Source organism: Pseudomonas sp. SC11, from assembly GCF_047039205.1.
GTDB classification, from domain to species: domain Bacteria; phylum Pseudomonadota; class Gammaproteobacteria; order Pseudomonadales; family Pseudomonadaceae; genus Aquipseudomonas; species Aquipseudomonas boreofloridensis.
The window spans coordinates 681,956-706,884 of the sequence record NZ_CP178183.1; the positions used below are offsets into that span (position 1 = coordinate 681,956).

Consider the following 24,929-nt stretch of genomic DNA (forward strand, 5'->3'; position numbering starts at 1 on the left):
CGTGGGAGCATGCCGGGCATCGACCCGCGATTGAAGGATGGCAGCGTGAGAATTCGAGGACACATCGGCGACTGGCCGGTGGACCTGAGCATCGAACTGGAACCGCACGAATGGGCGCAACTGGGGCGTCAATTGCAGGAGGCGCCCGCCGGGGCGCAAGCCGTGCCGGCCACGGCAGCCGCCCCCGTGCGCCAGGATGACGGCCAGTGGTCAGCGGCCTGTGCGTTGCTGCGTCAGGCCGGACAGCTCAGCGGGCCTGAGTTGCTGGAGCGCCTGGAGGGCCTGACGGGCAGCGTCGCAGCGGGCAAGCGGTTGCTGGTGCGCTTGCGTCACAGCAGCGAGGTGAAGGTGGACAGCACTGCGGACGCGCCGCTCTACCGGTGGGTCGGCTGACCCCTTCCAGCGCGAGCGCGTCGTGGCTCAGAACATCGCCGAGGACAGCCGGCGGCGATAGACGCCCACCAGCGGATGATCGCCGCCCAGCAGGTCGAACACCTGCAGCAGGGCCTTCTGTGGCAGTCCGCTCTCATAGGCGCGATTGCGCTGGAACAGCTTCAGCAGCCCGTCCAGCGCAGCTTCGTACTGCTGGCGCGCTAGTTGCTGGATGCACAATTGGTAGGCTGCTTCGTCATCTTGTGGATCCTGCGCAAGACGGCTCTTGAGCTCGGCGACTTCCGGCAGGCTGGCCGCTTGGCGCAGGAAGGTCAGTTGGGCTTTGGCACCGGCCAGCGCGGCCTTGTGCTCATCGCTCTTGACCGCATCGAGCACTTGCTGCGCGCCGTCCAGGTCATTGCGCTCGGCCAGGCAGCGCGCGTAGTAGATCAGCGCTTCGGCGTTGCTGTTGTCTTCAGCGAGCAGCGCCTGCAGCAAGGCTTCGGCCTCGCTGAAACGGCTTTCGGCGAACAGCGCCTTGGCCTGCTCCAGCGGCGAGGCGGTGGGCGCGGCGGGCATCTGCACATGAGGTTCGAGCATGGCACGAATGCCCGACTCCGGTTGCGCACCGGCGAAACCGTCGACCGGCTGGCCATCCTTGAACAGCACCACGGTCGGCAGGCTGCGGATGCCGAACTGGGCCACCACCTGCTGCTCCACGTCGCAGTTGACCTTGGCCAGCAGCAGTTCGCCCTGGTAACCCTCGGCGATCTTCGCCAGCAGCGGCATCAGCGCCTTGCACGGCGCGCACCACTCGGCCCAGAAGTCCACCAGCACGGGTTTGTGGAAGGAGTTCTCGATCACCAACTGCTGGAACTCGGCATCGGTGACGTCGAAGATGTAGGGCGTGGCGTTGGAAGAAGCTTGGCTCATCACGACTCTCGCAAATCCGGAATGGCAACCACTATAAAGGCTCGCGGCTGGCGTGGTACAGGCTGACGCGGCGGAATTCGTGTGGCTCGGCCAGGTCCGGCAAGGTCAGCGCCTCGAGTACGCCCAAGGGGCGATACAGCCGGTGGCTGAAGTGCCGTACCCGCGAGTCGGCGACCAGTGCGTCGCGCCCGCGCAGCAGGAAGGCGTCGAGCAGCGGCAGGTTGGCAGGGTCGTAGAGCACGTCGGCCACCAGGATCAGGTCGAAGCGGTCGGCTTCGGCGAAGAAGTCGGCGCTGTAGCCCAACTGCACCCCGTTGAGCGCAGCGTTGGCGCGGCACGCGTGCAGCGCCAGCGGATCGAGGTCGCAGGCCACCACTTCCAGCGCCCCCGCGCGGGCGGCGGCGATCCCGGCGATGCCGGAACCGGCGCCGAAGTCCAGGACCCGTTTGCCACGCACCCAGTGCGGGTGCTGCGCCAGGTAGCGGGCCATGGCCAGGCCGCTGGCCCAGCAGAAGCTCCAGTAAGGGGGCTCGTGGAGGATGCGCCGGGTTTCGTCTGGGCTGAACGCGCGGTCCATGTTCTGCGCGTCGATCAGCCACAGCCTCAGATCGCAGTCTGGCAATTCGGTGATGCTCAGGCGCGCCTCGCCGATCAGCGCGGACAGCGCCTGTTGCAGGTGCAGCGGCGTCACCTCATGGCGCCTTTTCGAAACGCAGCGCCCCGGTGGCCTGGGTCTGCGCTTGGGCGATGCGCTGCGGCGGCAGGTGCAGGATCAATTGGCCGGAGCGACTGGCGCGCCCACGCAGTTCGACGCGGGCGCCGGCGGGAAAGGCCTCGGGATTGAAACGCAGGTGATAGGGCAGGGCTTGGCCGGTGCCGGTCAGGTCGCTGCTGGCCAACAGGCGCTGGGGCCGACCGCGCTCGTCGATGACCAACAGGGCCAATTCGACCTCGGCGCCTGCCGGGATCTCCAGCAAGGTGCCGCTCAGTTCGCGCTGGTAGGCGGGCAACGGGCCAGGATCGTCGACGGGCTTCTTCACCGCCTTGGCCACAGGGGCGGGGGCGGGCGCTTCGGGCTTGGGGCGGTCGCTGCCGCAGGCGGCAAGCAGGCCGGCCAGGCACAGCACGACGAGAGCACGGTGGTGCATGGGGCAATCCTTCACGGGCAGATTTCTCTGGATGGTAACCCCTTTGGCTTGTCTTGCCAGTGGGATGCGCTACCATGGCCCTCCCTTTTTTTGTTGCCTGCCACCATGCACTGTCCCTTTTGCGGTGCCAACGACACCAAGGTCATCGATTCGCGCCTGGTCGCCGAGGGCGAACAGGTCCGTAGGCGCCGCGAATGCGTGGCCTGTGGCGAACGCTTCACCACCTTCGAGACCGCCGAACTGGTTCTGCCCCGGCTGATCAAGCAGGATGGCACGCGCCAACCGTTCGACGAAGACAAGCTGCGCGCAGGCATGCAGCGGGCGCTGGAGAAGCGTCCGGTGAGCATCGAGCGCCTGGAAGCCGCGCTGGCGCACATCAAGAGCCGTCTGCGCGCCACCGGCGAGCGTGAAGTCAAATCGCTGGTGGTCGGCGAACTGGTGATGTCCGAGCTGCGCAAGCTCGACGAAGTCGCCTACATCCGTTTCGCTTCGGTGTACCGGCGCTTTCAGGCGCTGGACGAGTTCCGCGAAGAAATCGACCGTCTGGCCCGCGAGCCAGCCAAAGAGTAAGCATGTCCAGCCAGACCGCCATCCTCGACGCCCACTACATGGCCCGCGCCCTGGAACTGGCCCGCAAGGGCTTGTACAGCACCCACCCCAACCCCCGGGTAGGCTGCGTGATCGTCAACCAGGGCGAAGTGGTTGGCGAAGGCTGGCACGTGCGCGCCGGCGAGCCCCACGCCGAGGTGCATGCGCTGCGCCAGGCCGGTGAGCGCGCCCGCGGCGCTTGCGCCTACGTCACCCTCGAACCGTGCAGCCACCACGGGCGCACGCCGCCGTGCGCCGAGGCGCTGGTGCAGGCCGGGGTCGCGCGGGTGGTGGCGGCGATGCAGGACCCCAACCCGCAAGTGGCCGGGCGCGGCCTGCGGCGCTTGGCCGAGGCGGGTGTAGAGGTCGCCAGCGGCGTGCTCGAGGCCGAGGCGCGGGCGCTCAATCCAGGCTTTCTCAAACGCATGGAGCACGGCGTGCCGTTCGTGCGCGCCAAGCTTGCCATGAGCCTGGACGGTCGCACCGCCATGGCCAGTGGCGAAAGCCAATGGATCACCGGCGCCGCCGCGCGTGGCGCGGTGCAGCGTTTGCGCGCCCGTTCCAGCCTGGTGCTGACCAGCGCCCAAAGCGTGCTGGCCGACAACGCGCGCATGACCGTGCGCGGCGCCGAGCTGGGTCTGGACCCCGACACCACGGCCCTGGCCCTGGCCCTGTCACGTACGCCGCAACGCGTACTGATCGACGGTCGCCTGCGCCTGCCGCTGGACGCACCGTTCTTCCAGGCCGGTCCCGCGCTGGTGGTCACCGCCCTGGCGGCCGACCCACGCTACGCTGCTGCCGGTCATGAATTGCTGGTGCTGCCTGGCAACGATGGCCAGGTCGACCTGCCGGCGCTGCTGCGCCTGCTGGCCGAGCGCGGTGCCAACGAAATCCTGCTCGAAGCCGGTGCCGGCCTGGTCGGCGCTTTCGCCCAGCTTGGACTGATCGACGAGTACCAGTTGTTCGTCGCTGGCACCTTCCTGGGCTCCCAGGCCCGTCCTTTACTGGACTGGCCGCTCGAACGCATGGCCGATGCACCCCGGCTGAAGATCATCGAAATGCGCGCCGTGGGCGATGACTGGCGAGTCATCGCCATTCCCACGTCCGCGCCCGGCGTATAATGCCGGGCTTGCGCTGCGCAGCCCGTACCTGAGGAGACCCGCATGTTCACCGGCATCATCGAAGCCATCGGCACCATCGGCAACATCACCCCCAAGGGCGGTGACGTGCGTGTCTACGTCCAGACCGGCAAGCTCGATCTTGCCGACGTCAAGCTCGGCGACAGCATCGCCGTCAACGGCGTCTGCCTCACCGCCGTGGCGCTGCCCGGCGACGGCTTCTGGGCCGACGTCAGCCTGGAAACCCTTAAGCGCACCGCCATGGTCGAGCTCAAGAGCGGCAGCCGGGTCAACCTGGAGAAGGCCCTCACGCCCACCACACGCCTGGGCGGTCACCTGGTCAGTGGTCATGTCGACGGCGTCGGCGAGATCGTCTCGCGCAGCGATAACGCCCGCGCCATCCAGTTCCGCGTCCGCGCGCCGAAAGAGCTGGCCAAGTACATCGCGCACAAGGGCTCGATCACCGTCGACGGCACCAGCCTGACGGTCAACGAAGTCGACGGCGCCGAATTCGAACTCACCATCGTTCCGCACACCCTGGCCGAAACCATCATGGCCGACTACCGTCCGGGACGCCGCATCAACCTCGAGGTGGATCTGCTGGCCCGCTACCTCGAGCGCCTGCTGCTGGGCGACAAGGCCGCCGAGCCAAGTAAAAGCAGTGGCATCACCGAAAGCTTCCTGGCCGCCAACGGCTACCTGAAATCCTGATTGAGAAGGGGGTGCCAGTGGCGCTCAACAGCATCGAAGAACTGGTCGAAGACATCCGCCAGGGCAAAATGGTCATCCTCATGGATGACGAAGACCGCGAAAACGAAGGCGACATCATCATGGCGGCCGAGTGCTGCCTGCCCGAGCACATCAACTTCATGGCCAGGCACGCCCGTGGCCTGATCTGCATGCCGATGACCCGCGAGCGCTGCGAGACCCTCAAGCTGCCGCTGATGGCGCCACGCAACGGTTCAGGCTTCGGCACCAAGTTCACGGTGTCGATCGAGGCTGCCGAGGGCGTGACCACCGGCATCTCCGCCGCCGACCGCGCACGCACTGTGCAGGCGGCTGCGGCCAAGGACGCCAAGGCCGAGGACATCGTCAGCCCTGGGCACATCTTCCCGCTGATGGCCCAGCCGGGCGGAACCCTGGCCCGTGCCGGCCACACCGAAGCGGCCTGCGACCTGGCGCGCATGGCCGGGTTCGAGCCGAGCGGGGTGATCTGCGAGGTGATGAACGACGACGGCACCATGTCCCGCCGCGCCGAGCTGGAAGTGTTTGCCGCCCAGCACAACCTGAAGATCGGCACCATCGCCGACCTCATCCACTACCGCATGATCCACGAGCGCACCGTGCAGCGCGTGTCCGAGCAGCCGATCGAGAGCGAGCTGGGCGAATTCAACCTGGTCACCTACCGCGATGCGGTCGAAGGCGACGTGCACATGGCCCTGACCCTGGGCACCATCTGCGCCGAAGAACCGACCCTGGTGCGCGTGCACAACATGGACCCGCTGCGCGACCTGCTGCTGGTCAAGCAGCCGGGGCGCTGGAGCCTGCGCGCGGCGATGAGCGCCGTGGCCGAAGCCGGCAGTGGCGTGGTGCTGCTGCTGGGGCACCCGCTGGATGGCGACGTACTGCTGGCGCATATCCGCGAAAGTGCCGGCGACCTGCCGACCAAGACACCGACCACCTACAGCACCGTCGGTGCCGGCTCGCAGATCCTGCGTGACCTCGGTGTGCGCAAGATGCGCCTGATGAGCTCGCCGATGAAGTTCAACGCGATATCCGGATTCGATCTGGAAGTTGTAGAATACGTGCCCTCCGAGTGATACCGACGCGCCAGGCTGGCCCTGGCGCTCGTGTCCGAACCCTATCGAAGGCCGCCGTAGCGGCCTCGCTCTTTAATATGAGATTACCGGAATGACCCTGAAGACCATCGAAGGTACCTTCATCGCCCCCAAAGGTCGCTACGCCTTGGTGGTTGGCCGCTTCAACAGCTTCGTCGTCGAAAGCCTGGTGAGCGGTGCCGTCGATGCCCTGGTACGCCACGGCGTCAGCGAAAGCGACATCACCCTCATCCGTGCCCCTGGCGCGTTCGAGATCCCGCTGGTGGCGCAGAAGGTCGCCCAGCAAGGTGACTACAGCGCGATCATCGCCCTGGGCGCCGTGATCCGTGGCGGCACCCCGCACTTCGAATACGTGGCGGGCGAGTGCACCAAGGGCCTGGCCCAGGTTTCCATGGAGTTCGGCGTGCCGGTCGCCTTCGGTGTGCTGACCGTCGACTCCATCGAACAGGCCATCGAGCGTTCCGGCACCAAGGCCGGCAACAAGGGCGCCGAAGCGGCCCTGTCGGCACTGGAAATGGTCAGCCTGCTGGCGCAGTTGGAGGCCAAGTGATTAGCGACGAGAGCGATCGTTTCAACCCGCGCGATCCAAAACCTGCGGATGCCGGCAAGCCCTCCAAGAGCGCCAAGCGCCGCGAAGCCCGCAAGCTCGCCACGCAGGCGCTGTATCAGTGGCACATGGCGCAGCATTCGCTGAACGAGATCGAGGCGCAGTTCCGCGTCGACAACGATTTCACCGATGTCGACGGTGCCTATTTCCGCGAAATCCTCCATGGGGTTCCGGCGATCAAGGCTGAAATCGACAACGCCCTCTCGCCGTGCCTGGACCTGGCCCTGGACGAGCTCGACCCGGTCGAACTGGCCGTGCTGCGCCTGTCCACCTGGGAGTTCATCAAGCGCGTCGACGTGCCATACCGCGTGGTGATCAACGAGGGCGTCGAACTGGCCAAGGTCTTCGGTGCCACCGACGGCCACAAGTTCGTCAACGGTGTGCTCGACAAGCTCGCGCCCACCCTGCGCGAAGCCGAAGTCAAGGCCAACAAGCGCTGACCGTGGCGCTGACCAGCCATGGGTGAGTTCGAGCTGATCCGCCAGTTCTTTGCCGCTGCGCACTGCGCGCAGGCCGTCGAGGGCGTGGTCCTGGGCATCGGTGACGACTGCGCCCTGCTGGAGCTGGCCGCCGGCCAGCAACTGGCGGTGTCCACCGATACCCTGGTGGCAGGCGTGCATTTTCCTGCTGTGTGCGATCCTTCGCTGCTCGGCCAGCGGGTACTGGCCGTGGCGGTGAGCGACCTGGCGGCCATGGGCGCCGAAGCCATCGGCTTCACCTTGGCGCTGACCTTGCCCGAGGTCGATGCACAGTGGCTGAAGGACTTCAGCGACGGCCTGAGCCGCATGGCTCACCGCTGCCGGATGAGTCTGATCGGAGGCGACACCACGCGCGGGCCGCTGAGCTTCACCGTCACCGTATTCGGCCGGGTTCCGGCCGGACAGGCACTGCGCCGTGACGGCGCGCGGCCCGGCGATCTGCTGTGCGTCGGCGATCATCTGGGCGATGCTGCCGGTGCCTTGTCGCTGGTGCTCGGCGAGCGCCAGGCCGCCCAGGAACTGGCGCGTCCGCTGCTCGCCCGCTACTGGGCGCCGATGCCGCAATCGACCCTCGGTCAGTTGCTCCGCGGTCATGCCAGCGCCGCGCTGGACATCTCCGACGGCCTGCTGGCCGATTGCGGCCACATCGCCAAAGCCTCGGGTGTCGCGCTCGAAGTGAACCAGCAGCAGGTGCCGGTATCTACCGAACTGCAGGCGCTGCTCGGTCGCGATGCGGCACTTCACGCTGCGCTCACCGGCGGCGACGACTACGTGCTGGCCTTCACCATCGCGCCCGAGGCGTTACAGCGCCTGGTGCTGCCGGGCTTCATCCATGTTCATGTCATCGGCCGCGTGCTGCCCGGAGAAGGCGTTACGCTCAGGGACAGCCGGGGTCATGACATCACCCCGGTGCAACGGGGCTACCAACACTTCAGGGAGACACCGTGACCGACCACCCCAATCAGGTGCCTGCGGAGTTCGTTCCGCCTTCGGTCTGGCGCAATCCATGGCACTTCATCGCCTTCGGTTTCGGCTCGGGCACATTGCCCAAAGCGCCTGGAACCTGGGGTTCGCTGGTGGCGCTGCCGTTCATTCCGTTGTGGCAGATGCTGCCGGACTGGGGCTACTGGCTGTTGCTGGGCATCACCATGCTGTTTGGCTTCTGGCTGTGCGGCAAGGTGGCCAACGACTTGCGCGTGCACGACCATGAAGGCATCGTCTGGGACGAAATGGTCGGCATGTGGATCACCCTGTGGCTGGTGCCCGAGGGGTGGCAGTGGCTGCTGGCAGGGTTCCTGATGTTCCGTTTCTTCGACATTCTCAAGCCTTGGCCGATCCGCTGGATCGATCGCCATGTGCACGGCGGCGTCGGCATCATGCTCGACGACGTCCTGGCCGGGGTATTCGCCTGGCTGGGCATGCAGGTGCTGGTCTGGGCGGTGGCCTGATACACAGGGAGCAGGTCGATGGTCATGAAGACTGTGTTGCTGGCGTTGAGCGTGCTGATAGGCAGTGCCGTGGCGGCCGAGCCGCCGAAGCAGGTGCGGTTGGTCAGCGAAGAATGGATCGACTACACCAACGCCGACGGCAGCGGCGTGGCCTGGGATGTCCTGCGCAAGGTCTTCGAGCCGGTGGGGGTGACCGTTCAGACCGAGAGCGCGCCCTACAGTCGAGCCATTGGCCTGGTCAAGCGGGGCGAGGCCGATGCCTGGGTCGGCTCGTACAAGCAGGAAGACACCGACAACCTCTACCCGCGCTGGCATTTCGATATGGATCATATCTATGCCCTGAGCCTGGTCGACAAGCCGGTGCCGGAAGTGGCCAGTATCGGCCGCGCCCGGCTGGCCTGGGTGCGCGGCTACGACTTCCAGAAGTACCTCCCCGATGTGAACAACTTCCGCGAGATCCAGCGCCGTGAAGGCATCCTCCCGATGCTCGAGCATGACCGTGTGGACTACTACATTGATGCGCAGACCGAGGTCGACTACGTGCTCGAGCACGCCGACCAGCCGTCGCGGTTCCGTCGCAGTCACCTCACCGAGCTGCCGCTGTACCTGGCGTTCACCGACAGCGAGCGCGGCCGTGCGCTGCGCGAGCTGTTCGACCAACGCATGGAAACGCTGGTACGCAGCGGTGAGCTGAAGCCGATCTTCCAGCGCTGGAAGCAGCCGTATCCGTTCTCGGCGGACAGTCAGCCGCATTGAGGCGGCTTACCCGGCTCGAGCCATCATCGAATCTTTCGATCCGAAGCCACGAATATCCGCGTGCCCACGGCCGTCAGGCTGCTGATACAATCTCGCTCATCGAAAATTCCCACTTTCTCAGGAGCACAACGTGCCCGTCGTCTTTGTTGCCGCTTCCAAGCTTCCGACGCCTTTCGCGACCTTCACCATGCATGGCTTTCTCGAACAGGCCACCGGCCGCGAGCACGTGGTGCTGAGCCTGGGTGATATTGCCGACGGCCAACCGGTACTCGGGCGTCTGCATTCCGAATGCCTGACCGGCGATGCGTTGTTCAGCCAGCGCTGCGACTGCGGTTCGCAACTGGAAGCCGCGTTGCAGGCCATTGCCCGGGAAGGGCGTGGCGTGCTGCTGTACCTGCGCCAGGAAGGTCGCGGCATCGGCTTGCTGAACAAGATCCGCGCCTACGAACTGCAGGATGGCGGTGCCGATACCGTCGAGGCCAACGAGCGTCTGGGCTTTGCTGCCGACCAGCGCGACTATGCCATCTGCCTGCCGATGCTCGAGCACCTGGGCGTCAAGTCGCTGCGCCTGATGACCAACAACCCGCGCAAGGTCAAGGCGCTCACCGACATGAACATCGCCGTGGCCGAGCGCGTGCCGCTGCACACCGGGCAGAACCCGCACAACCGCCTGTACCTGGCGACCAAAGCCGACAAGCTCGGTCACATGATGGGCAATCAGCATCAGGGCGAAGTGCCCCAGGCCTGATCCGGCGCTGATGTCGATGCGTGCCTGCTGGTTGGCGCTGCTGCTGAGCAGCGCGGCGTGGGCCGATACAGCGCCCCGGGTCGTGAGCCTGGCGCCGTCGATGACCGAGATCGTGCTGGAGCTGGACGCCGACGACCTGCTGGTGGGGGTGCTCGACAGCGGCGAGCGCCCGCAGCGCTTGCAGGGGCTGGCGTCGGTCGGCGGCTATGGGCAGCTCGACATGGAGCGACTGCTGGCGCTCAAACCCGACCTGTTGCTGCTGTGGCCCGGCAGCGTGCCACCGGCCCAGCGTGAGCAGTTGCGCCAACTGGGCATCGCCACGTTCAGCGGCGAACCCCATGACCTCGACCAACTGATCGATCAGATCCAGGCCATCGCCGTGCGTCTGGGCCGCGCAGAGACGGGACAGCGCTACACCGACCGACTGCGTCTGCGCCTGGCCCACTTGCGCGAGCACTATCGACGTGACCGACCACTGCGCGTGTTCTACCAGGTGTGGGATCGACCGCTGTACACCCTGGGCGGTGGCCAGGTGGTCAGCGACGCCCTGGCCGTGTGCGGTGCGCGCAATGTATTCGCCGATCTGGCCCAGCCCGCGCCACAGGTGAGCGTCGAGTCGGTGCTGGCGCGCGATCCTGAGGCGATTCTGGCGGGCGACACGGGGCAATTGAGCAGTTGGCAGGCCTGGCCAACGCTCAGCGCGGTGGCGGGCGGGCGTCTGCTGGTGGTGCCCGACAAAGGACTGGAGCGTCCCAGCGGACAGATGATCGAAGCGACTGCGCGGCTGTGTGTGCTGCTCGACGCTAAAGCGCCGGCGTCCAAGTGAGGCTCAGCAGCCAGGTGCGACCCGCTTCCCGATAGCCGTAGGTGCTGCCGTCGTAGCTGTACAGGGCGCGGCTGTAGCGCTTGTCCAACAGATTGTCGAGCTTGGCCTCCCACTTCAACGTGTCGCTCACCGCCCAACTGCCGCGCAGGCCGAACAGACTGTAACCACCGAGGCGCTGGCGGTTGCTTTCGTCGTCGAAACTGCTGCTGACGGCCTGCCAACTGCCGCCGAGGGTGAAACCCTCGAATTGACGGTCCAGATCCAAGCTCGCGGTGCGGCGCGCACGGCGGGCCAGGGTATGGCCGCTGTCACGGTCGCGCGGGTCGATCACCGCCAGGCCGAGCTGGCTGCGCCATGGGCCCCAGTCCTGTGTCAGCGCCAACTCCGCGCCGTCAATGCGCGCGGAGGCGACGTTGCGCGGGATCGAGCCTTCGCCGAAGACGATGGCATCGCGCAGGTCGGTCCGGTACAGCGAGGCCTCCAACTGGCTGGCGGCACCCAACTGGCTGCGCCACTGCACTTCATAGCTTCTGGAGCGTTCCGGGCTGAGGTCCGGGTTGCTGTACTGCGGGTAATACAGGTCGTTGAAGGTCGGTGCTCGGAAGCCTTCGCTGTAGGACAGCAGCAGGTCGTTGTCGGCATTCAGCGGTACGGTCAGGCTGCCGCTCCAGGTGGTCTGGCCGCCGAACTGCTGGTTCTGGTCGCGGCGCACGCCCAACTCGGTGGAGAACGCTTCGCCGTGGTAGCGATGCTGGAGGAACAGCGCGCGGTTGCTGCGGCTGTCTTTATCGAAGCGGGTGCTGCCGTGCACCCGGTCCTGATACCAATCGCCACCCAGCAATAGGCTATGGCCGGCGTCGAGGGTCAGGTCGTTCTGCCAGGTGACCTGGTCGCGGTAGGTATTGAACACACTGCCGTCGTCGCTGAGCGTGTCGCGTTTGCGGTCGCGGTTTTCGCTGTGGCCCAGTTCCAGGCGCGAATGCCAGCGCTCGCTGAGCTGGGCATCGAGGTAGCTGCCCAGGCTGCTGACGGTGAAATCGGTGTAGGGCTTCTGACCGAGGCTATCGAAGGTCACGGGGTCGAAGCGGCCAAAGGGATTGTCGTACTCGCTGCGTCCCCGGCTGTCGAGCAGGTTCAGGCCGGCTTCGAAGCGCTCGTTGAAGACATGGCTCAGGCTCAGGTTGACGGTCTTGTTGCGGTAGGCATCGTGGTCGCCGTCGCTGGCGAAGGACGGCCCGGTCGAGTCGATACCGGCGGTTTGGTCGAGGCTGGCGCCCAGGTTGAAGCGGGTCTGACCATTGCCGCCGGACAGGCCCAGGCTGCGCTGGAACGTCTGCTGGCTACCCGCAGCCAGGCGCAGGCGCGGTTGCAGGCCCGGGCCGCTGGCGCGGCGGGTGAAGATCTGGATCACCCCGCCGATGGCGTCGCTGCCATACACCGCCGAACGAGAGCCGCGCAGTACTTCGATGCGCTCGATCTGGTCGACGTCGAGAAACTGCAAGCCGCTGTCGCCGGAGCTGGCGTTGGCGATGCGCACGCCGTCGACCAGCACCAGGCTTTGCGCGGTCTTGGTGCCGCGGATGAAGATACCCGGCAGGCTGCCGCGCCCGCCGGTGGGCGCCACTTGCACGCCGGGCACGCGGCTGAGCAGGTCGGTGACGCTGCTCGGTTGCAGACGGTCGATGTCGCTGCGGGTGAACACGGTGTTGGCCGCGCTGCTGCTGGTGCGTGACTCCACCTGCCGGTTGGCGCTGACGAGGGTGTCGGCGAGTTTCAGGGCGTCGTCGCGGCTGGCGGCCAACAGCGGGGCGGGGAGGCAGAGGAGGGCGAGCAGGGTCGAGGGTTTCATGTGCCGTTCCATAGCAAATGCGCTTGAGCCTGCTGCGCTGTGGCAGCGGGCTCAAGCGCGATGAAAACACCGCAGGTGAGGGGCGCGGCGTCGTTCAGAGACCGAGCAGGGTGAGCCGTGCCGTGATCGACGCTTCGATGCCGGTGGCATCCAGGCCACATTCGGCAAGCATCTGCTCGGGCTTGGCGTGTTCCACGTAGTGGTCTGGCAGGCCCAGGTGCAGCAGCGGCATGACCACCGCCTCGCGTGCCAGGTACTCGCTGACCGCCGAACCGGCGCCGCCCATGATGGCGTTTTCCTCGAGGGTGACCAGCAGTTCGTGGCTGCCGGCCATTTGCCGCACCAGGGCCTCGTCCAGTGGCTTGACGAAGCGCATGTCCACCACCGTGGCGTCGAGACGCTCCGCCACCTGCAAGGCCTCGGCCAGTTGCACGCCGAACACCAGCAGCGCCACCTTCGCCCCTTGACGGCGAATCACGCCCTTGCCGATTTCCAGCGGCGCCAGGTCGCCGTCGATCGGCGCGTTGGGGCCGGTGCCGCGCGGGTAGCGCACCGCGGCCGGGCCTTTGTACAGGTGGCCGGTGCTGAGCATCTTGCGCAGCTCGTTCTCGTCGCTTGGCGTCATCACCAGCATGCCGGGGATGCAGCGCAGGTAAGAGAGGTCGAAGCTGCCGGCGTGGGTCGGGCCGTCCTCGCCCACCAGACCAGCGCGGTCGATGGCGAACAGCACGTCCAGGTCCTGCACCGCCACGTCGTGGATGAGCTGGTCGTAGGCGCGCTGCAAGAAGGTGGAGTAGATCGCCACCACCGGTTTGGCGCCTTCGCAGGCCATGCCGGCAGCGAAGGTCACCGCGTGTTGCTCGGCGATTGCTACGTCGAAGTAACGTTCTGGGAAGCGTTCGCTGAAGGCGACCAGGTCGGAGCCTTCCTTCATGGCGGGGGTAATGCCCACCAGGCGGTTGTCGGCAGCGGCCATGTCGCACAACCACTGGCCGAACACGGCGGAATACTTCGGTCCGCTGGGTTTCTTCGGCGCGGCGGGGCGGTTGGTCGGCTCCAGCTTGGTGATAGCGTGGTAGCCGATCGGATCGACTTCGGCAGGCGCGAAGCCCTTGCCCTTCTTGGTCACCACGTGCAGGAACTGCGGGCCCTTGAGGTCGCGCATGTTGCGCAGGGTGGCGATCAGCGTGGGCAGGTCATGGCCGTCGATCGGGCCGATGTAGTTCCAGCCCAGTTCTTCGAACAGGGTGCCGGGCACCAGCATGCCCTTGGCATATTCCTCGGTGCGACGGGCGATTTCCCAGGCGCCCGGCAGGCGCGACAGCACCTTCTTGCTGCCCTCGCGCATGCTCGCGTAGGTGCGGCTGGAGAGGATCTTGGCCAGGTAGTTGGACAGCCCGCCGACATTGCGCGAAATCGACATGTCGTTGTCGTTGAGGATGACCAGCATGTCGGCATCCACTTCCTGGGCGTGATTCAACGCCTCGAAGGCCATGCCGGCGGTGAGCGCGCCATCACCGATCACGGCAATGGACTTGCGCGCACTGTGCTGCAGGCGGGCGGCGATGGCCATGCCCAGCGCTGCGCTGATCGAGGTGCTGGAGTGGCCGACGCCAAAGGTGTCGTACTCGCTTTCGCTACGGCGCGGGAAGGCGGCGATGCCGTCCTTCTGGCGCAGGCTGAGCATGCGCTCGCGGCGTCCGGTGAGGATCTTGTGCGGGTACGCTTGGTGGCCCACGTCCCACACCAGACGGTCGTCGGGCGTATCGAAGACGTAGTGCAGGGCGATGGTCAGTTCGATGACGCCCAGGCCGGCACCGAAATGCCCGCCGGTCTGCCCCACGGTATAGAGCAGCTCCTGGCGCAGTTCGTCGGCCAGGCTCTCCAGGTCGGCTTCGGCCAGCCTGCGCAGGCCGGCGGGCGTGTCGGCGCGGTCCAGCAAAGGCGTGACCGGGCGTTCGCGGGGGATCTCTTGAAACGTCGTGGGCATCAGGCGAGTCGTTATAGGTTTGAAGACGCGGCAGTTTACCCCATTGGAGGAAAAGCTGCCCATTCAGACGGGGGGTAGCGGGGGCCGTGCAGCAGCCCCGCACATTCAGTGGCGGCGTTCGACGATGTAGCGCGCCAGGTCCCGCAACGGCTCGGCGTTTTCGCCGAACCCTTCAAGTGCGACCAGCGCCTGGTCGCGCAGTTCGATTGCGTACGCCTTGGCCGCCTGCAGGCCCAGCAGCGCCGGGTAGGTCGGTTTGTCGCGGGCGATGTCGGCGCCCTGACGTTTGCCCAGGGTCGCGGTATCGCTTTCCACGTCGAGGATGTCGTCCTGTACCTGGAACGCCAGGCCGACTGCGCGTGCATAACCTTGCAGCGCCTGCAACTGCCCAGGCTCGGCGCGGCCACTGGCCAGGGCGCCGAGGCGCACGCTGGCTTCGATCAGTGCGCCGGTCTTGTGCCGGTGCATGAATTCCAGGGCGGGCTGGTCGAGTTTGATGCCGACCGAGCCGAGGTCGATGGCCTGGCCGCCGACCATGCCGGCCGCCCCTGCGGCCAGGGCCAGAGCCTGCACCATGGCCAGGCGGATGGCATCGGGCTGCGGGCTCAGACGATCGTCGAGCAGGGCGCTGAAGGCCAGGCTCTGCAGGCCGTCGCCGGCGAGGATGGCACAGGCTTCGTCGAAGGCCTTGTGGGTAGTCGGCTGGCCACGGCGCAAGTCATCGTCGTCCATGGCCGGCAGATCGTCGTGCACCAGCGAGTAGGCGTGGATCAGCTCCACCGCGCAGGCCGCGCCGTTGGCACGCTCGGCCTCGACACCGAACGCTTCGCAGGCGGCATAGGCGAGCAGCGGACGCACACGCTTACCTCCATTCATCACGCTGTAGCGCATGGCCGCGTAAAGACGCTCGAGTTCCTTGGACGGCGCCACGAACAGCGGTTCGAGGGCGGCGTCGACGCGCGCCTGGCTCTGGGCCTGGTAGCGCGCGATCATGCCTCCGGTTCCGCGTCGAAGGGCTGGGCGGCCAGCTCGCCGTCGCGCTCGAGGAGGATCTGCACCTTCTGCTCGGCCTGGGACAGGGCGCCCTGACAGTCGCGGGTCAGGGCGATGCCCTGCTCAAACGCTGCCAGCGACTCTTCCAGCGACAGCTCGCCGGTCTCCAGGCGCTCGACCAAGGCTTGCAGGTCGGCGAGGGATTGTTCGAAATCGATGGAGGTCTTCTTGCGGGCCATGGCGGCTGTCTCGGTGGCGGTTTCAACGGCGCGACACTAGCAGAGCGACGCGGAGCGAGCAAATGGCGGCCGGGAATCTGACGCAGGGTGTTTGACGCATTTTGTTGCATTTGGCTCGGAACATTCTTATTGCATTTTGAGGATCAGTCGGATTGAGCACCCATTTACCCTCTGCCATAATCCTGCCCGCTCTGATCTTGGGATGTTCTTCACTCAATGCCTTCGGGTCTGCCAAGCAGCCCTGAGTGACTCGCATCACGCACCGCTCCGAGCCTCAACGGCGCTTAATCGGGCGCCTCTCCCTCAAGCCTTCAAGGTCACGTAACGGATTACAGTGTGAGCTTCCTTTCGATCGAATTCGGCCTGAGCTTCACGCTCTTCTTCGTCCTCTACTGGTGTCTGTGCTGGAGCGTGCGGCTGCAGAACCTGTTGTTACTGGTGGCCAGCTATGCCCTGGTGGCCAGCTTCAGCCTGGAGTCGCTGTACGTCCTGCTCGGCTATAGCGCGGCGGTGTATCTGCTCGGCCTGCTGGCGGCGCGCCAGCCGGGACGCTGGTTCAATGGCGCGCTGCTGCTCACCCTGGTGCTGGGCTGCTTTTACCTGTTCAAGTACCAGGAGTTTTTCGCCAGCGGCGTGCAGAGCGCCTTCGCCAGCGCCGGGCTCGACCTGTCGCTGCCGGTGCTCGAATTGCTGGTGCCCATCGGCCTGTCGTTCTACGCCTTTCATTCGGTCAGCTACCTGGTATCGATCAACCGCGGCGAAATGGGCTCGTCTGCGCCACTGGACCTGGCCCTGTACCTGGCCTTTTTCCCCAGCCTGATCGCCGGCCCGGTCAACCGCGCCGAGCACCTGCTGCCGCAGATCCGCCCCACCACCCTGCGCGAGGTGCTCGAACCCCAACGCGCGCTCGGGCTGATTGCCTTGGCCGTGGTCAAGCTGTTCCTGCTCAGCGGCTGGCTGGGCAGCCAGTGGGTCGATCCGGTGTTCGAGACGCCCGGCAGCCACACCCCCGAGCAGGTGCTGCTCGCCGTCTATGGCTACAGCTTGCTGATCTACTTCAACTTCAGCGGCTATACCCACCTGGTCACCGGTATCGCCCTGCTGCTGGGCTTCCGGCTGCCGGACAACTTCAATGCACCCTATGCCGCGCGTAACCTCAAGGCGTTCTGGGGGCGCTGGCACATCAGCCTGTCGCGCTTCATCCGCGACTACATCTACATTCCCCTGGGCGGCAATCGCCAAGGCGTATGGCGCGGCAACCAGAACATGCTGCTGGCCATGCTGATCTCCGGTCTGTGGCATGGCGCCAGCCTGAACTTCATCCTGTGGGGTGCGCTACACGGCGTTGGCCTGGCGGTGTACAAGCTGTTCGAACAGTGGTGCCCCGGCTTCGCCCGCTTGCCGGGCTCCGATCTGCTGGCGCGCCTGCTGACCTTCCACTATGTCGCCTTCGCCTGGATTTTCTTCCGCAGCCCGACGCTAGAGGGCGCCTGGGAAATGCTCGGTGACATCGGCCAGATAAGTTTGGCCGGACTCGACTCCAGCACTGGCGTGCTACTGCTGGCCTGCGTGCTGTACATCGCCACATACCCGCTGTGGCTGACCACCCTGCGCCAAGGCTTCGCCGCCAGCCAGCGCCTGCCCTGGCAGGTGTATCCCTTGCCGCTGGCGCTGTTCGTGTCGCTGGTCATCTTCGCTTCGCAGTCAGGCGTGCCGGGGTTCATTTATGCCAGTTTCTGAAAGCCGCCTGTTCCAGGTGCAGATCGGCGCATTGCGCACGCTGTATGCCCTGCTGGTGACCACCGTTGTGCTGTTCTGGTTGAATCAGGATTCGATCGGCCTGTATTGCCAGCAGAAGTACCATCGCAGTTGCGAATTGCCGCTGCTGGGGCAGTCGTCCACCTGGCGCCTCGGTGCCGGCCTGACGGCGGCGCTGGAGCATGGTCGCGACAGCTTCCTCGACAGCCTGCGTGGGCAGATCGCGTTGGCCGAAGCGCCGCCGCTGGTGGACTTGCCGCCCGCGTTGCCGGTGGTCACCGTCGACGTGCAGACGCCTGCCGCCGTGCACCCGCCGGTGCCCGCGGCGGTGCCTGTCCATGAGCCCGCCGCGCCGGTAACGCCGACGCCTGCAGTGCCGCCCGCCGATGCGCCGACGCCTGCCAAGGGAGCCATGGCCACCCTCGCCGCTGGCGACGAAGTGTTCCTGGTGGGTGACTCGCTGATGCAGGGTGTCGCCCCTCATCTGGCCAACAGCCTGCGCAAGCGTTACCAGATCAACACCATCAACCTCAGTCGGCAGAGCACCGGCCTGGCTTACCCCGGATTCTTCGACTGGCCGCGCACCGTGGCCGATACCTTGGCCGGCGATCCGAAGATCCGTCTGATGGTGGTGTTCCTCGGTCCCAACGATCCCTGGGACATGCCCCAAGGCAAGGGCAGACCCTTCCTGCGCTTCAAGTCGCCGGACTGGGAGTCGGCCTATCGCGCGCGCATCGACGCCATTCTCGAATGCGCGCGCGAGCACAACGTCCAAGTGATCTGGGTCGGCCCGCCGAACATGGAGAAAGCGCGGCTGTCGACGGCCATGCAGTACCTCAGCGGGCTGTATCAGGAACGTACCGCGCAGTTCGGCCAGCACTACATTTCGGCCAATCCGATTCTCGGCTATGACGACGATCAGTTCTCGTATACGGTGCAAACGCCGGAGGGCAAGCGGGTCAAGGTCCGGGTCGACGACGGCATTCATTTCACCATCACGGGCCAGAAGATGATCGCCGCACAGGTGCTGTCGTTGATCGACTTCCCGGTCCTGACCGCAACAGGACATTGAGATGCGCCAATGGCATCACCTGCTGGGCGTGGCGCTGATCGTCAGCGCTTTGCCGGCTTGCAGCACCGGCGCCAGCGCGCCGCCCCAGGCCAACGCCAAGGCATCTGTACGCGCCAGCGTTGCCGCGCGCGACGACGGCAACCTGGCGCTGCTGGCCGGCAAGTTCCGGACGGCGGGGCGCACGCCGATCTCCATCGTGCAATTGGGCGACTCGCACACCGCTGCCGACCTGTTCAGCGGCGAGCTGCGCAAGCTGCTGCAGGCGCGTTATGGCGACGGCGGCATCGGCCTGGTGCCGGCTTCGCCGGTGCCGGGCATTCGCAGCGACCGGGTGATCATCACCAGCGAGCGACGCCAGTGGGAACTGGTGTCGGCGCGCAATCAGCAGAGCGAGCGCTTCCCCCTCGGCGGCTATCTGTCGACGCCGCTGGCCGAACGGGCGGCGGTGAACATCCAGGCGCGCGATCCCGACGCGCAGCGCTACCGGATCTCCGCGCTGTATCAAGCCAGCCGCAGCGCCACGCTGGTTGCCAACGGTAGCCAACGGCGCATGCTGCCGGCCAGCAATGGCCAGTGGCGCTTGAGTCCGGCGTTCGTCAACCTCGGATTGCCGGTGAAGTTGAGCGTCGAGGGTGCCAAGGGCGTGGCGCTGGGCGGTTGGTACATCCAGGGGCAGAAGAACGCCGGGGTGACTTATTCGTCGCTGGGCATCAACGGTGCGCGGCTGGAGGTGGTGGACAAGTGGCAGGCCGGCTGGCAGGACACGCTCAAGGCGTTGCGTCCGGACTTGGTGATCCTGGCCTATGGCACCAACGAAGCGTTCGATGACACGCTCGACCTTCAGGCGTACCAGGCGCACCTCGAGGCCACGCTCAGCCAACTGCGCCAGCAGATGCCCAAGGCGGCGATCCTGCTGGTCGGCCCGCCGGACTCGATCAAGCAGCGCCGCGCGGCCAGTTGCGCGGCGCGTCAGCCGCAGCCGCTGGCCGGTGTGGTACGTATCCAGCGCCAGGCGGCGCAGAAGTACAAGGCACTGTTCTGGGACTGGCAGGCCGAGATGGGTGGGCCGTGCTCGATCGCCGCCTGGCAGGCCAGCGGCCTGGGGCGGCCCGACCTGGTGCACCTGACAGCCGACGGTTATCGCAAGAGCGCAGCACTGCTGTATGCGTTTCTCAAGGCCCAGTTGAAACTGCAGTGAGCCCATGCTCTGCACCCAGTCCAGCGAAGACTGGGTGCGGGCTTTATCTACCGCGCCCACCGGTAGCACCTGATGGACAGTTCAGCGGCCGACCCGATCACGGGTCATTCGCCCGGAGAACGTCCTCATGTCCCATCCTTATCCCTACACCGAAGCCGAGTTGCAGGCCGTGTTCGAGGCCGTCAGTGCCACCTTGTTCGACAAGACCCGCGATGTAGGCAGTGACGGTCAGCCCCAGCCAAAGCTGCTCATCGTCGCGGGTGCACAGGGCTCAGGCAAAACCTACCTGCTGGAAAATCACCTGTTGCCCGGCAACGCCTACGACAACTACGTTCGCCTCTATGTGCCGGCGTATCGCGCCCTGCATCCACGCTATGAGCAGATGCGCGCGTTGAGCGGGCTGGAAGTCTACGCGCAGACCGAGCCATTCATCTGGGCATTGGGCAACAAGCTGTTCAGCTATGCCTTCCAGAACCGTTACAACATCATCATGGAGAGCGCGCTGGACAGCGCCGACTTCGCCAGCTTCCCCGCGACCGCTGTGGCGCTCGGCTATCGCTTCGAGGTGCACCTGATCGCTTGCCAGAAGGAGTTCAGTCACTGGGCCACGCTGCACCGTGGCGTGAAGGCGGTGGCTAAGGACGAATTCGAGCGTTTCGTGCCGCTGAGCAAGATCGAGACCTCCCAGGGCAATGCCCGCGCGATCCTCGATGCGTTCGAGAATGCCTGCACCCAGGCGCCCGGCTCGGAGATCACCTTGTATCACCGAGGGTTCGAAACCGGTATGGAAAGCCAGGCGCTGTGCCATAGCCGCTGCGAGGCGCCCGCCGCTTTGACGCCGCAGCCTGACTTCAAGGGCCGGCCGTTCGTGACAGCGCCGCAGCTCAATCCGCACTTCCAGATCATCCGCAGTGAACAGGCCAACTTCCCCTGTTCCTACGTGCAGTACTCGCAGGTGGTGCATGCCGGGATGGTCGATGCGTCCGCTCGCCAGCAGATGGTGCAGCACTGCTGCCAGACGCTGGAAAAGGCCCAGGCGCTGATGCCGGCGATTCCGCAGTCGGTGTTCCGGGAACTGAGTGTGTACGTGCTCAAGTACGCCTATGCGTGAAGGGCCTTGGCGCTGTGGGCTCAGTGAAGTCGTCGTGAAACAGTCGTCGTGAAACAGTCATGCCAACGATCAGGCACTGCGCGGGTGAGCACGCCTGATCGAATGGCTATTGCGTGGTATCGCCAATTCGGCTATTGATGGCGCTTTGATATCAATTGCGGAGCGCTACCCACTCAAGCCTCTCCATTTCGGCTCTCGTCGCCGTCCGGCACATCCTTATTTCCAGCTCTGATAACTACCGTCCACTCTCGCTCTCCCCAGGGATCCAGGAGTCATGATGCAAGACGCAAAAGCGCTCGATCACGTTATCAATGTCGGTTTTATCTTCGGTATCGCCCAGGTCTCTACCCCGACGCGCCGCCAGACTACGCCAGGCGACACATGCTGCAGTATCTCGCCCATCACGGTACGCATGACATGGACGAGGCCACGTTGGGCAAGATGATTGCGCCGATGTCGGCGATCCCCGTGGCGTCACCCGACGCTTTGCCCTCCCTGCGTGATTCTGTACTGCGCCAACATGCTGCGCGCACGGCGTGCGTCATGCAGTCGATACAGCGTGAAACGCCGCTACTCGAGGGCGAAGTGCTGCAGGACGAAACGTTCACCTACTTGAACAAACCCTTCAACGGTGCACGTCCTCGATCTGTCGTGCTGCTGCGCACCACCAACTTCGGCCAATTGGTTTATCTGTTCAAGGAAGTGGCGGTGGATCAGGACGGACGCCTGCTTTTCCTCGGGGCGATGCCCAAGGTGCTGTCCGACACGGCCGATACTGAACTGTTCCTGGACAACCCTGAGGAGGTGCTGGCGACCATCGGCTCCAAGCTTGCGGGTAGCTTGCTGTCTTCGCTCGGTGGAGCGATCGCCAAGTCGTTGTTCGAGTCGGTATTCCCGCCAGGAGTGCCCAGCTACTTCGACAAAGTCTACGTAGAGATGAAGCGGATCGTCGGCCAAGAGCTGCAGCAGAGCTTGATCGACAGCGTCGACGGTGCCATCAAGAGCATCCAGCAGCACTTGGAGTACGAGTACCTGCCGGCCAAGGCCGCTCGGGATCTGACTGTGCTGGAAGACCGCAAGCACCTGTTCACCCTGCTACAGAAATATGAGTCCACTTTCCTGTCCGGGCCAGGGGGCATGCTGGGCACCCTGATGAGCGACAAGTACGCGAAACTGGGCTTCAGCGTGTTTCTGATCGCGGCGAGCCTGCAGTTGGCCCTGTTCCAGGAGATGGCCGTGGTCGATCCCGGCAATCTGGGGCGCGACGGCGTAGTGCGTGATCCACTGCTGTCCAGCTACGGCCGCCCCGACGACGGAACTGTGGCCAAGGCTGCATTGAAGTACGCCGATTTCGCCGAGAAGCTCTGGCCGAAGATCATCGCCGACCGAAGGGCGAAAGTGCATCAGCACGAGCAGACCCTTTGTGCCCTGGGCGATACCAGCGGCGGCAGTTGCCGCCACTTCGTCTGGTATGTGGATGATCTGGAGGTCGGTGAAGTCCCGCTGCCAGCGAGTTGGAAGACCAAGGTCATGGAATGTCGTCAGGCCGGCCGCGACAAAGAGGGGAACGACCCGAACAAGGACCTGTTGCTGCAGCATTTCGAGGCATACAAGACGCTCAAGGAGTCCGAGTTGCGCAACTCGCTGGGTGTTCCCGAGGTCATCGTGAGCACCTGGCGACAACTGGCAAAAACGCCGCTCAAGCTCCCGTCCTGATGCCCAGTCGCTCGCTCACGTCATGCGTGGGCGAGCGTGCCGCGGGTCGCTCCAGGTTGACCGCTTCTGCAACGCCTTCACCTCTCGCCCTTCACCTGCTGCCACACCAACCCAAACCGCGCCAGGTACTTGCGCAGGCGATCGGCGTCGTTGGGGTTGGCCTTCTCTTGCCGCGACACGGCAAACAGCTCGCGTCCGGCCTCGGACACGCTGGCCGAGCGCCGACACACGTCGATCACGGCGCGTAGCTGCACCCGATCGAACAGGTCGAGTTCGCGCCCGGCCAGCAGCGTATCGTCCTCGGTCTGGCTATCCAGCCCCCAGGCGTGACGCAATCGCTCGATTTCCTCGCTGACCAAGGCTTCGTCGATGCGCCCGCTGTCGGCCAGGGTGGCCATGCGCGTGATCGAAGCCGACAGCTCGCGGAAGTTGCCGGCCCAGCGTGCTTCGCTGGCATGGGCGAAGGCCAGGTAACGGCGTTTGGCTTGCAGGTTGAAGCGCACCTGGCGACCTTGCTCGCGGGCGTGGCGTTGCAGCTCGAAGTCCAGGTTGGGCTCGATGTCTTCGCGGCGCTGGGCCAGGCCCGGCAGGGCGAAGGTCCACAGGTTGATGCGGGCGAACAGATCTTCGCGGAACGAGCCGTCGGCGACTCTGGCGCGCAGGTCGCGGTGGGTGCCGGCGATGAGCTGGAAATCGCTCTGCACTTCACGGTCCGCGCCCAGCGGGAAGAAGCGTTTTTCCTCGATGGCCTTGAGCAGCATGGCCTGCTCGTCGGCGCCCAGTTCACCGATCTCGTCGAGGAACAGCATGCCGCCATCGGCTGCGCGCAAAAGGCCTTCGCGGGCGTTTTGCGCGCCGGTGAAGGCGCCCTTGGCGTGGCCGAACAGGGCGGACATGGCGCCGTCGCCGCGCAGGGTCGCGCAGTTCACTTCGATGAATCGTCCTTCGAGCTGATGACGACCGCGCTTGAGTTCGTGAATGCGCCGGGCCAGGAACGACTTGCCGGCGCCGGTCGGTCCGACCAGCAGCACCGGCGCCTGCGAGCGCAGGGCGACCCGTTCGATCTGCTCGATGGTGCGGTTGAAGGCGGCGTTGCGCGTGGCGATGCCGGACTTGAGCAGCGACTGACCCTGGGCCTGCTCGCGTTGGAAACGCGAGGCGATCTGGTCGTAACGCGACAGATCAAGGTCGATCAGGGTGGCCGTGCCGGCGGGGTCGCTGGCTTCGTCGCGCTGGCGCGAGGGCGCCGTTTGCACCAGGCGCGCCGGCAGGTAGCGCGCCTCGGTCAGCAAGAACCAGCAGATCTGCGCGACGTGGGTGCCGGTGGTGATGTGCACCAGGTAGTCCTCGCGCTCGGTGTCGAAGCGGTAGTCGCTGGCGAAGTCGTGCAGAGCGCCGTAGACCTCCTCGAAGTCCCAGGGGTTACGCAGGGTGAGCGGGTGCAGGCGTACTTCGGTGGCGGGCGAGACCTGTTGCACGTCGGCGCGGATGCGCTCAGCCAAACCGAGGTCGCGGGCGCTTGGGCCATGGATCAGCTCCAGGCGGTCCAGCGGCAGGTCGGGTTGGCGGCACAGGCCTATGGTGGGGCGCCAGCGGTTCCAGCGCGCGGCGCCCTTGCCGTTGCGGTCGAGGGTGGAACCGAGAAAGCCGATGGCGACGCGTGACTTGTTCACGGGTTTATCCAAAAAGATAAGTGATGATCCAAGCGTATATTAAATTTCAGCTTCCAATCACCCGATGAAAATCCAGATAAACCGGATCATGAAAATAAATTCTTATAAATCAATGAGATAAATTTTTATGCGTTGTGTCGCTGGAAAGCTGGCACAGCGTTCGCAATAACCTCTCTGACCGCATCGCCAGGCAGGCCCTCGGGCAAGGGGTTACCACCCCGCCGGTGCACGTACCCACTCCGGTGTTGGTGTCGTGCATGCCGCCGCTGCAACGACCGGTCGTTCTCGTGCAGACCCGTGAAACGGCTGCGCGAACGCTCGCCGGGGAGACCCGGCACTACCCTCCGAAGGTAGCTATGACGCAACACCCGCTGGTGCGGTGCAGGGCCAGGAAGGCCCCTTGTCGGCAAGCATTGCCGGCACCACCGCCGATTCACCCGGCCTGCTGGCCGGACCTGGCGCAACGACG

The 24,929-nt window shown here is 65.5% G+C and carries 25 protein-coding genes; 17 read left to right on the forward strand and 8 right to left on the reverse strand.

The features are described 5' to 3' along the window. The first annotated feature begins 45 nt into the window (after window positions 1-45). Window positions 46-393 (forward strand): hypothetical protein, encoded by a 348-nt coding sequence (locus ACK2SD_RS03145; RefSeq protein WP_412461314.1) that lies wholly within the window; start codon window positions 46-48, stop codon window positions 391-393. Window positions 394-420: 27 nt separating this feature from the next. Here ACK2SD_RS03145 and trxA read toward each other — a convergent pair whose 3' ends face one another. The 3 genes from trxA to ACK2SD_RS03160 are packed head-to-tail and all read right to left on the reverse strand — an operon-like array spanning window position 421 to window position 2,453. Next, complete coding sequence (trxA, locus tag ACK2SD_RS03150; RefSeq protein WP_116889460.1) at window positions 421-1,305, reverse strand: thioredoxin; 885 nt, start codon at window positions 1,303-1,305, stop codon at window positions 421-423. 31 nt (window positions 1,306-1,336) lie between these two features. Then, complete coding sequence (locus ACK2SD_RS03155) at window positions 1,337-1,996, reverse strand: class I SAM-dependent methyltransferase (RefSeq protein WP_412461315.1); 660 nt, start codon at window positions 1,994-1,996, stop codon at window positions 1,337-1,339. A 1-nt stretch (window position 1,997) separates the two neighbouring features. Next, on the reverse strand, window positions 1,998-2,453 hold the full coding sequence (locus ACK2SD_RS03160; RefSeq protein WP_295488722.1) for a hypothetical protein: 456 nt from the start codon (window positions 2,451-2,453) through the stop codon (window positions 1,998-2,000). 105 nt (window positions 2,454-2,558) lie between these two features. Between ACK2SD_RS03160 and nrdR the strand changes: the two genes are divergently transcribed. The 11 genes from nrdR (at window position 2,559) to ACK2SD_RS03215 (ending at window position 10,861) form a co-directional block, all read left to right on the forward strand. Next, on the forward strand, window positions 2,559-3,023 hold the full coding sequence (gene nrdR / locus ACK2SD_RS03165) for a transcriptional regulator NrdR (RefSeq protein ID WP_029614510.1): 465 nt from the start codon (window positions 2,559-2,561) through the stop codon (window positions 3,021-3,023). A gap of 2 nt (window positions 3,024-3,025) precedes the next feature. Then, window positions 3,026-4,162 (forward strand): bifunctional diaminohydroxyphosphoribosylaminopyrimidine deaminase/5-amino-6-(5-phosphoribosylamino)uracil reductase RibD, encoded by a 1,137-nt coding sequence (ribD, locus tag ACK2SD_RS03170; RefSeq protein ID WP_412461316.1) that lies wholly within the window; start codon window positions 3,026-3,028, stop codon window positions 4,160-4,162. Between the two features lie 42 nt (window positions 4,163-4,204). Next, on the forward strand, window positions 4,205-4,870 hold the full coding sequence (locus ACK2SD_RS03175) for a riboflavin synthase (protein WP_039580752.1): 666 nt from the start codon (window positions 4,205-4,207) through the stop codon (window positions 4,868-4,870). A 17-nt stretch (window positions 4,871-4,887) separates the two neighbouring features. Then, window positions 4,888-5,979 carry a bifunctional 3,4-dihydroxy-2-butanone-4-phosphate synthase/GTP cyclohydrolase II gene (ribBA, locus tag ACK2SD_RS03180; RefSeq protein ID WP_039583286.1) on the forward strand — a complete coding sequence of 364 codons (1,092 nt, stop codon included), beginning with the start codon at window positions 4,888-4,890 and terminating at the stop codon, window positions 5,977-5,979. A 91-nt stretch (window positions 5,980-6,070) separates the two neighbouring features. Then, the gene (gene ribE / locus ACK2SD_RS03185; RefSeq protein ID WP_029614513.1) at window positions 6,071-6,547 is read left to right on the forward strand and encodes a 6,7-dimethyl-8-ribityllumazine synthase; all 477 of its coding nucleotides are present in this window, start codon (window positions 6,071-6,073) and stop codon (window positions 6,545-6,547) included. Next, entirely contained in the window at window positions 6,544-7,044 is a 501-nt protein-coding gene (nusB, locus tag ACK2SD_RS03190; RefSeq protein WP_039580749.1) for a transcription antitermination factor NusB, read from the forward strand. Before ribE ends, nusB begins: the two co-directional genes overlap by 4 nt. An 18-nt stretch (window positions 7,045-7,062) precedes the next feature. Next, a complete protein-coding gene (thiL, locus tag ACK2SD_RS03195; RefSeq protein WP_412461317.1) occupies window positions 7,063-8,031 on the forward strand; it encodes a thiamine-phosphate kinase in 969 nt (322 codons plus the stop codon). After that, complete coding sequence (locus ACK2SD_RS03200) at window positions 8,028-8,531, forward strand: phosphatidylglycerophosphatase A (RefSeq protein WP_029614515.1); 504 nt, start codon at window positions 8,028-8,030, stop codon at window positions 8,529-8,531. The genes thiL and ACK2SD_RS03200 overlap by 4 nt, the downstream gene beginning before the upstream one ends. Window positions 8,532-8,549: 18 nt before the next feature. After that, the gene (locus ACK2SD_RS03205; protein ID WP_412461318.1) at window positions 8,550-9,287 is read left to right on the forward strand and encodes a substrate-binding periplasmic protein; all 738 of its coding nucleotides are present in this window, start codon (window positions 8,550-8,552) and stop codon (window positions 9,285-9,287) included. A 130-nt stretch (window positions 9,288-9,417) separates the two neighbouring features. Continuing rightward, window positions 9,418-10,035: a GTP cyclohydrolase II gene (gene ribA, locus ACK2SD_RS03210; protein ID WP_029614517.1), complete on the forward strand. Its 618-nt coding sequence runs from the start codon at window positions 9,418-9,420 to the stop codon at window positions 10,033-10,035. Window positions 10,036-10,051: 16 nt separating this feature from the next. Next, window positions 10,052-10,861, forward strand: a complete 810-nt coding sequence (locus tag ACK2SD_RS03215) for a cobalamin-binding protein (protein ID WP_412462262.1) — start codon at window positions 10,052-10,054, stop codon at window positions 10,859-10,861. Here the strand turns inward: ACK2SD_RS03215 and ACK2SD_RS03220 are convergent. From ACK2SD_RS03220 to ACK2SD_RS03235, 4 genes are all read right to left on the reverse strand, one after another. Next, window positions 10,839-12,710, reverse strand: coding sequence for a TonB-dependent receptor domain-containing protein (locus ACK2SD_RS03220; protein WP_412461319.1), 1,872 nt, complete (start codon window positions 12,708-12,710; stop codon window positions 10,839-10,841). The two genes, ACK2SD_RS03215 and ACK2SD_RS03220, sit on opposite strands and share 23 nt — an antisense overlap. Before the next feature lie 94 nt (window positions 12,711-12,804). Beyond that, a complete protein-coding gene (gene dxs / locus ACK2SD_RS03225) occupies window positions 12,805-14,700 on the reverse strand; it encodes a 1-deoxy-D-xylulose-5-phosphate synthase (RefSeq protein ID WP_039580739.1) in 1,896 nt (631 codons plus the stop codon). A 105-nt stretch (window positions 14,701-14,805) separates the two neighbouring features. Next, a complete protein-coding gene (gene ispA / locus ACK2SD_RS03230) occupies window positions 14,806-15,693 on the reverse strand; it encodes a (2E,6E)-farnesyl diphosphate synthase (RefSeq protein WP_412461320.1) in 888 nt (295 codons plus the stop codon). Beyond that, on the reverse strand, window positions 15,690-15,932 hold the full coding sequence (locus ACK2SD_RS03235; protein ID WP_029614518.1) for an exodeoxyribonuclease VII small subunit: 243 nt from the start codon (window positions 15,930-15,932) through the stop codon (window positions 15,690-15,692). The genes ispA and ACK2SD_RS03235 overlap by 4 nt, the downstream gene beginning before the upstream one ends. Before the next feature lie 336 nt (window positions 15,933-16,268). Here ACK2SD_RS03235 and ACK2SD_RS03240 point away from each other — a divergent pair, with 336 nt between their 5' ends. From ACK2SD_RS03240 to ACK2SD_RS03260, 5 genes are all read left to right on the forward strand, one after another. Next, window positions 16,269-17,672, forward strand: coding sequence for an MBOAT family O-acyltransferase (locus tag ACK2SD_RS03240; RefSeq protein WP_412461321.1), 1,404 nt, complete (start codon window positions 16,269-16,271; stop codon window positions 17,670-17,672). After that, complete coding sequence (locus ACK2SD_RS03245; RefSeq protein ID WP_412461322.1) at window positions 17,659-18,762, forward strand: DUF459 domain-containing protein; 1,104 nt, start codon at window positions 17,659-17,661, stop codon at window positions 18,760-18,762. Before ACK2SD_RS03240 ends, ACK2SD_RS03245 begins: the two co-directional genes overlap by 14 nt. A gap of 1 nt (window position 18,763) precedes the next feature. Beyond that, window positions 18,764-19,960 (forward strand): SGNH/GDSL hydrolase family protein, encoded by a 1,197-nt coding sequence (locus tag ACK2SD_RS03250; RefSeq protein ID WP_412461323.1) that lies wholly within the window; start codon window positions 18,764-18,766, stop codon window positions 19,958-19,960. A 127-nt stretch (window positions 19,961-20,087) separates the two neighbouring features. Next, window positions 20,088-21,071 (forward strand): zeta toxin family protein, encoded by a 984-nt coding sequence (locus ACK2SD_RS03255; RefSeq protein WP_412461324.1) that lies wholly within the window; start codon window positions 20,088-20,090, stop codon window positions 21,069-21,071. A gap of 381 nt (window positions 21,072-21,452) precedes the next feature. Continuing rightward, window positions 21,453-22,787, forward strand: a complete 1,335-nt coding sequence (locus ACK2SD_RS03260; RefSeq protein WP_412461325.1) for a hypothetical protein — start codon at window positions 21,453-21,455, stop codon at window positions 22,785-22,787. Between the two features lie 77 nt (window positions 22,788-22,864). Here the strand turns inward: ACK2SD_RS03260 and rtcR are convergent, their stop codons facing one another. Then, window positions 22,865-24,460 (reverse strand): RNA repair transcriptional activator RtcR, encoded by a 1,596-nt coding sequence (rtcR, locus tag ACK2SD_RS03265; RefSeq protein WP_412461326.1) that lies wholly within the window; start codon window positions 24,458-24,460, stop codon window positions 22,865-22,867. Window positions 24,461-24,929: the final 469 nt, after the last annotated feature.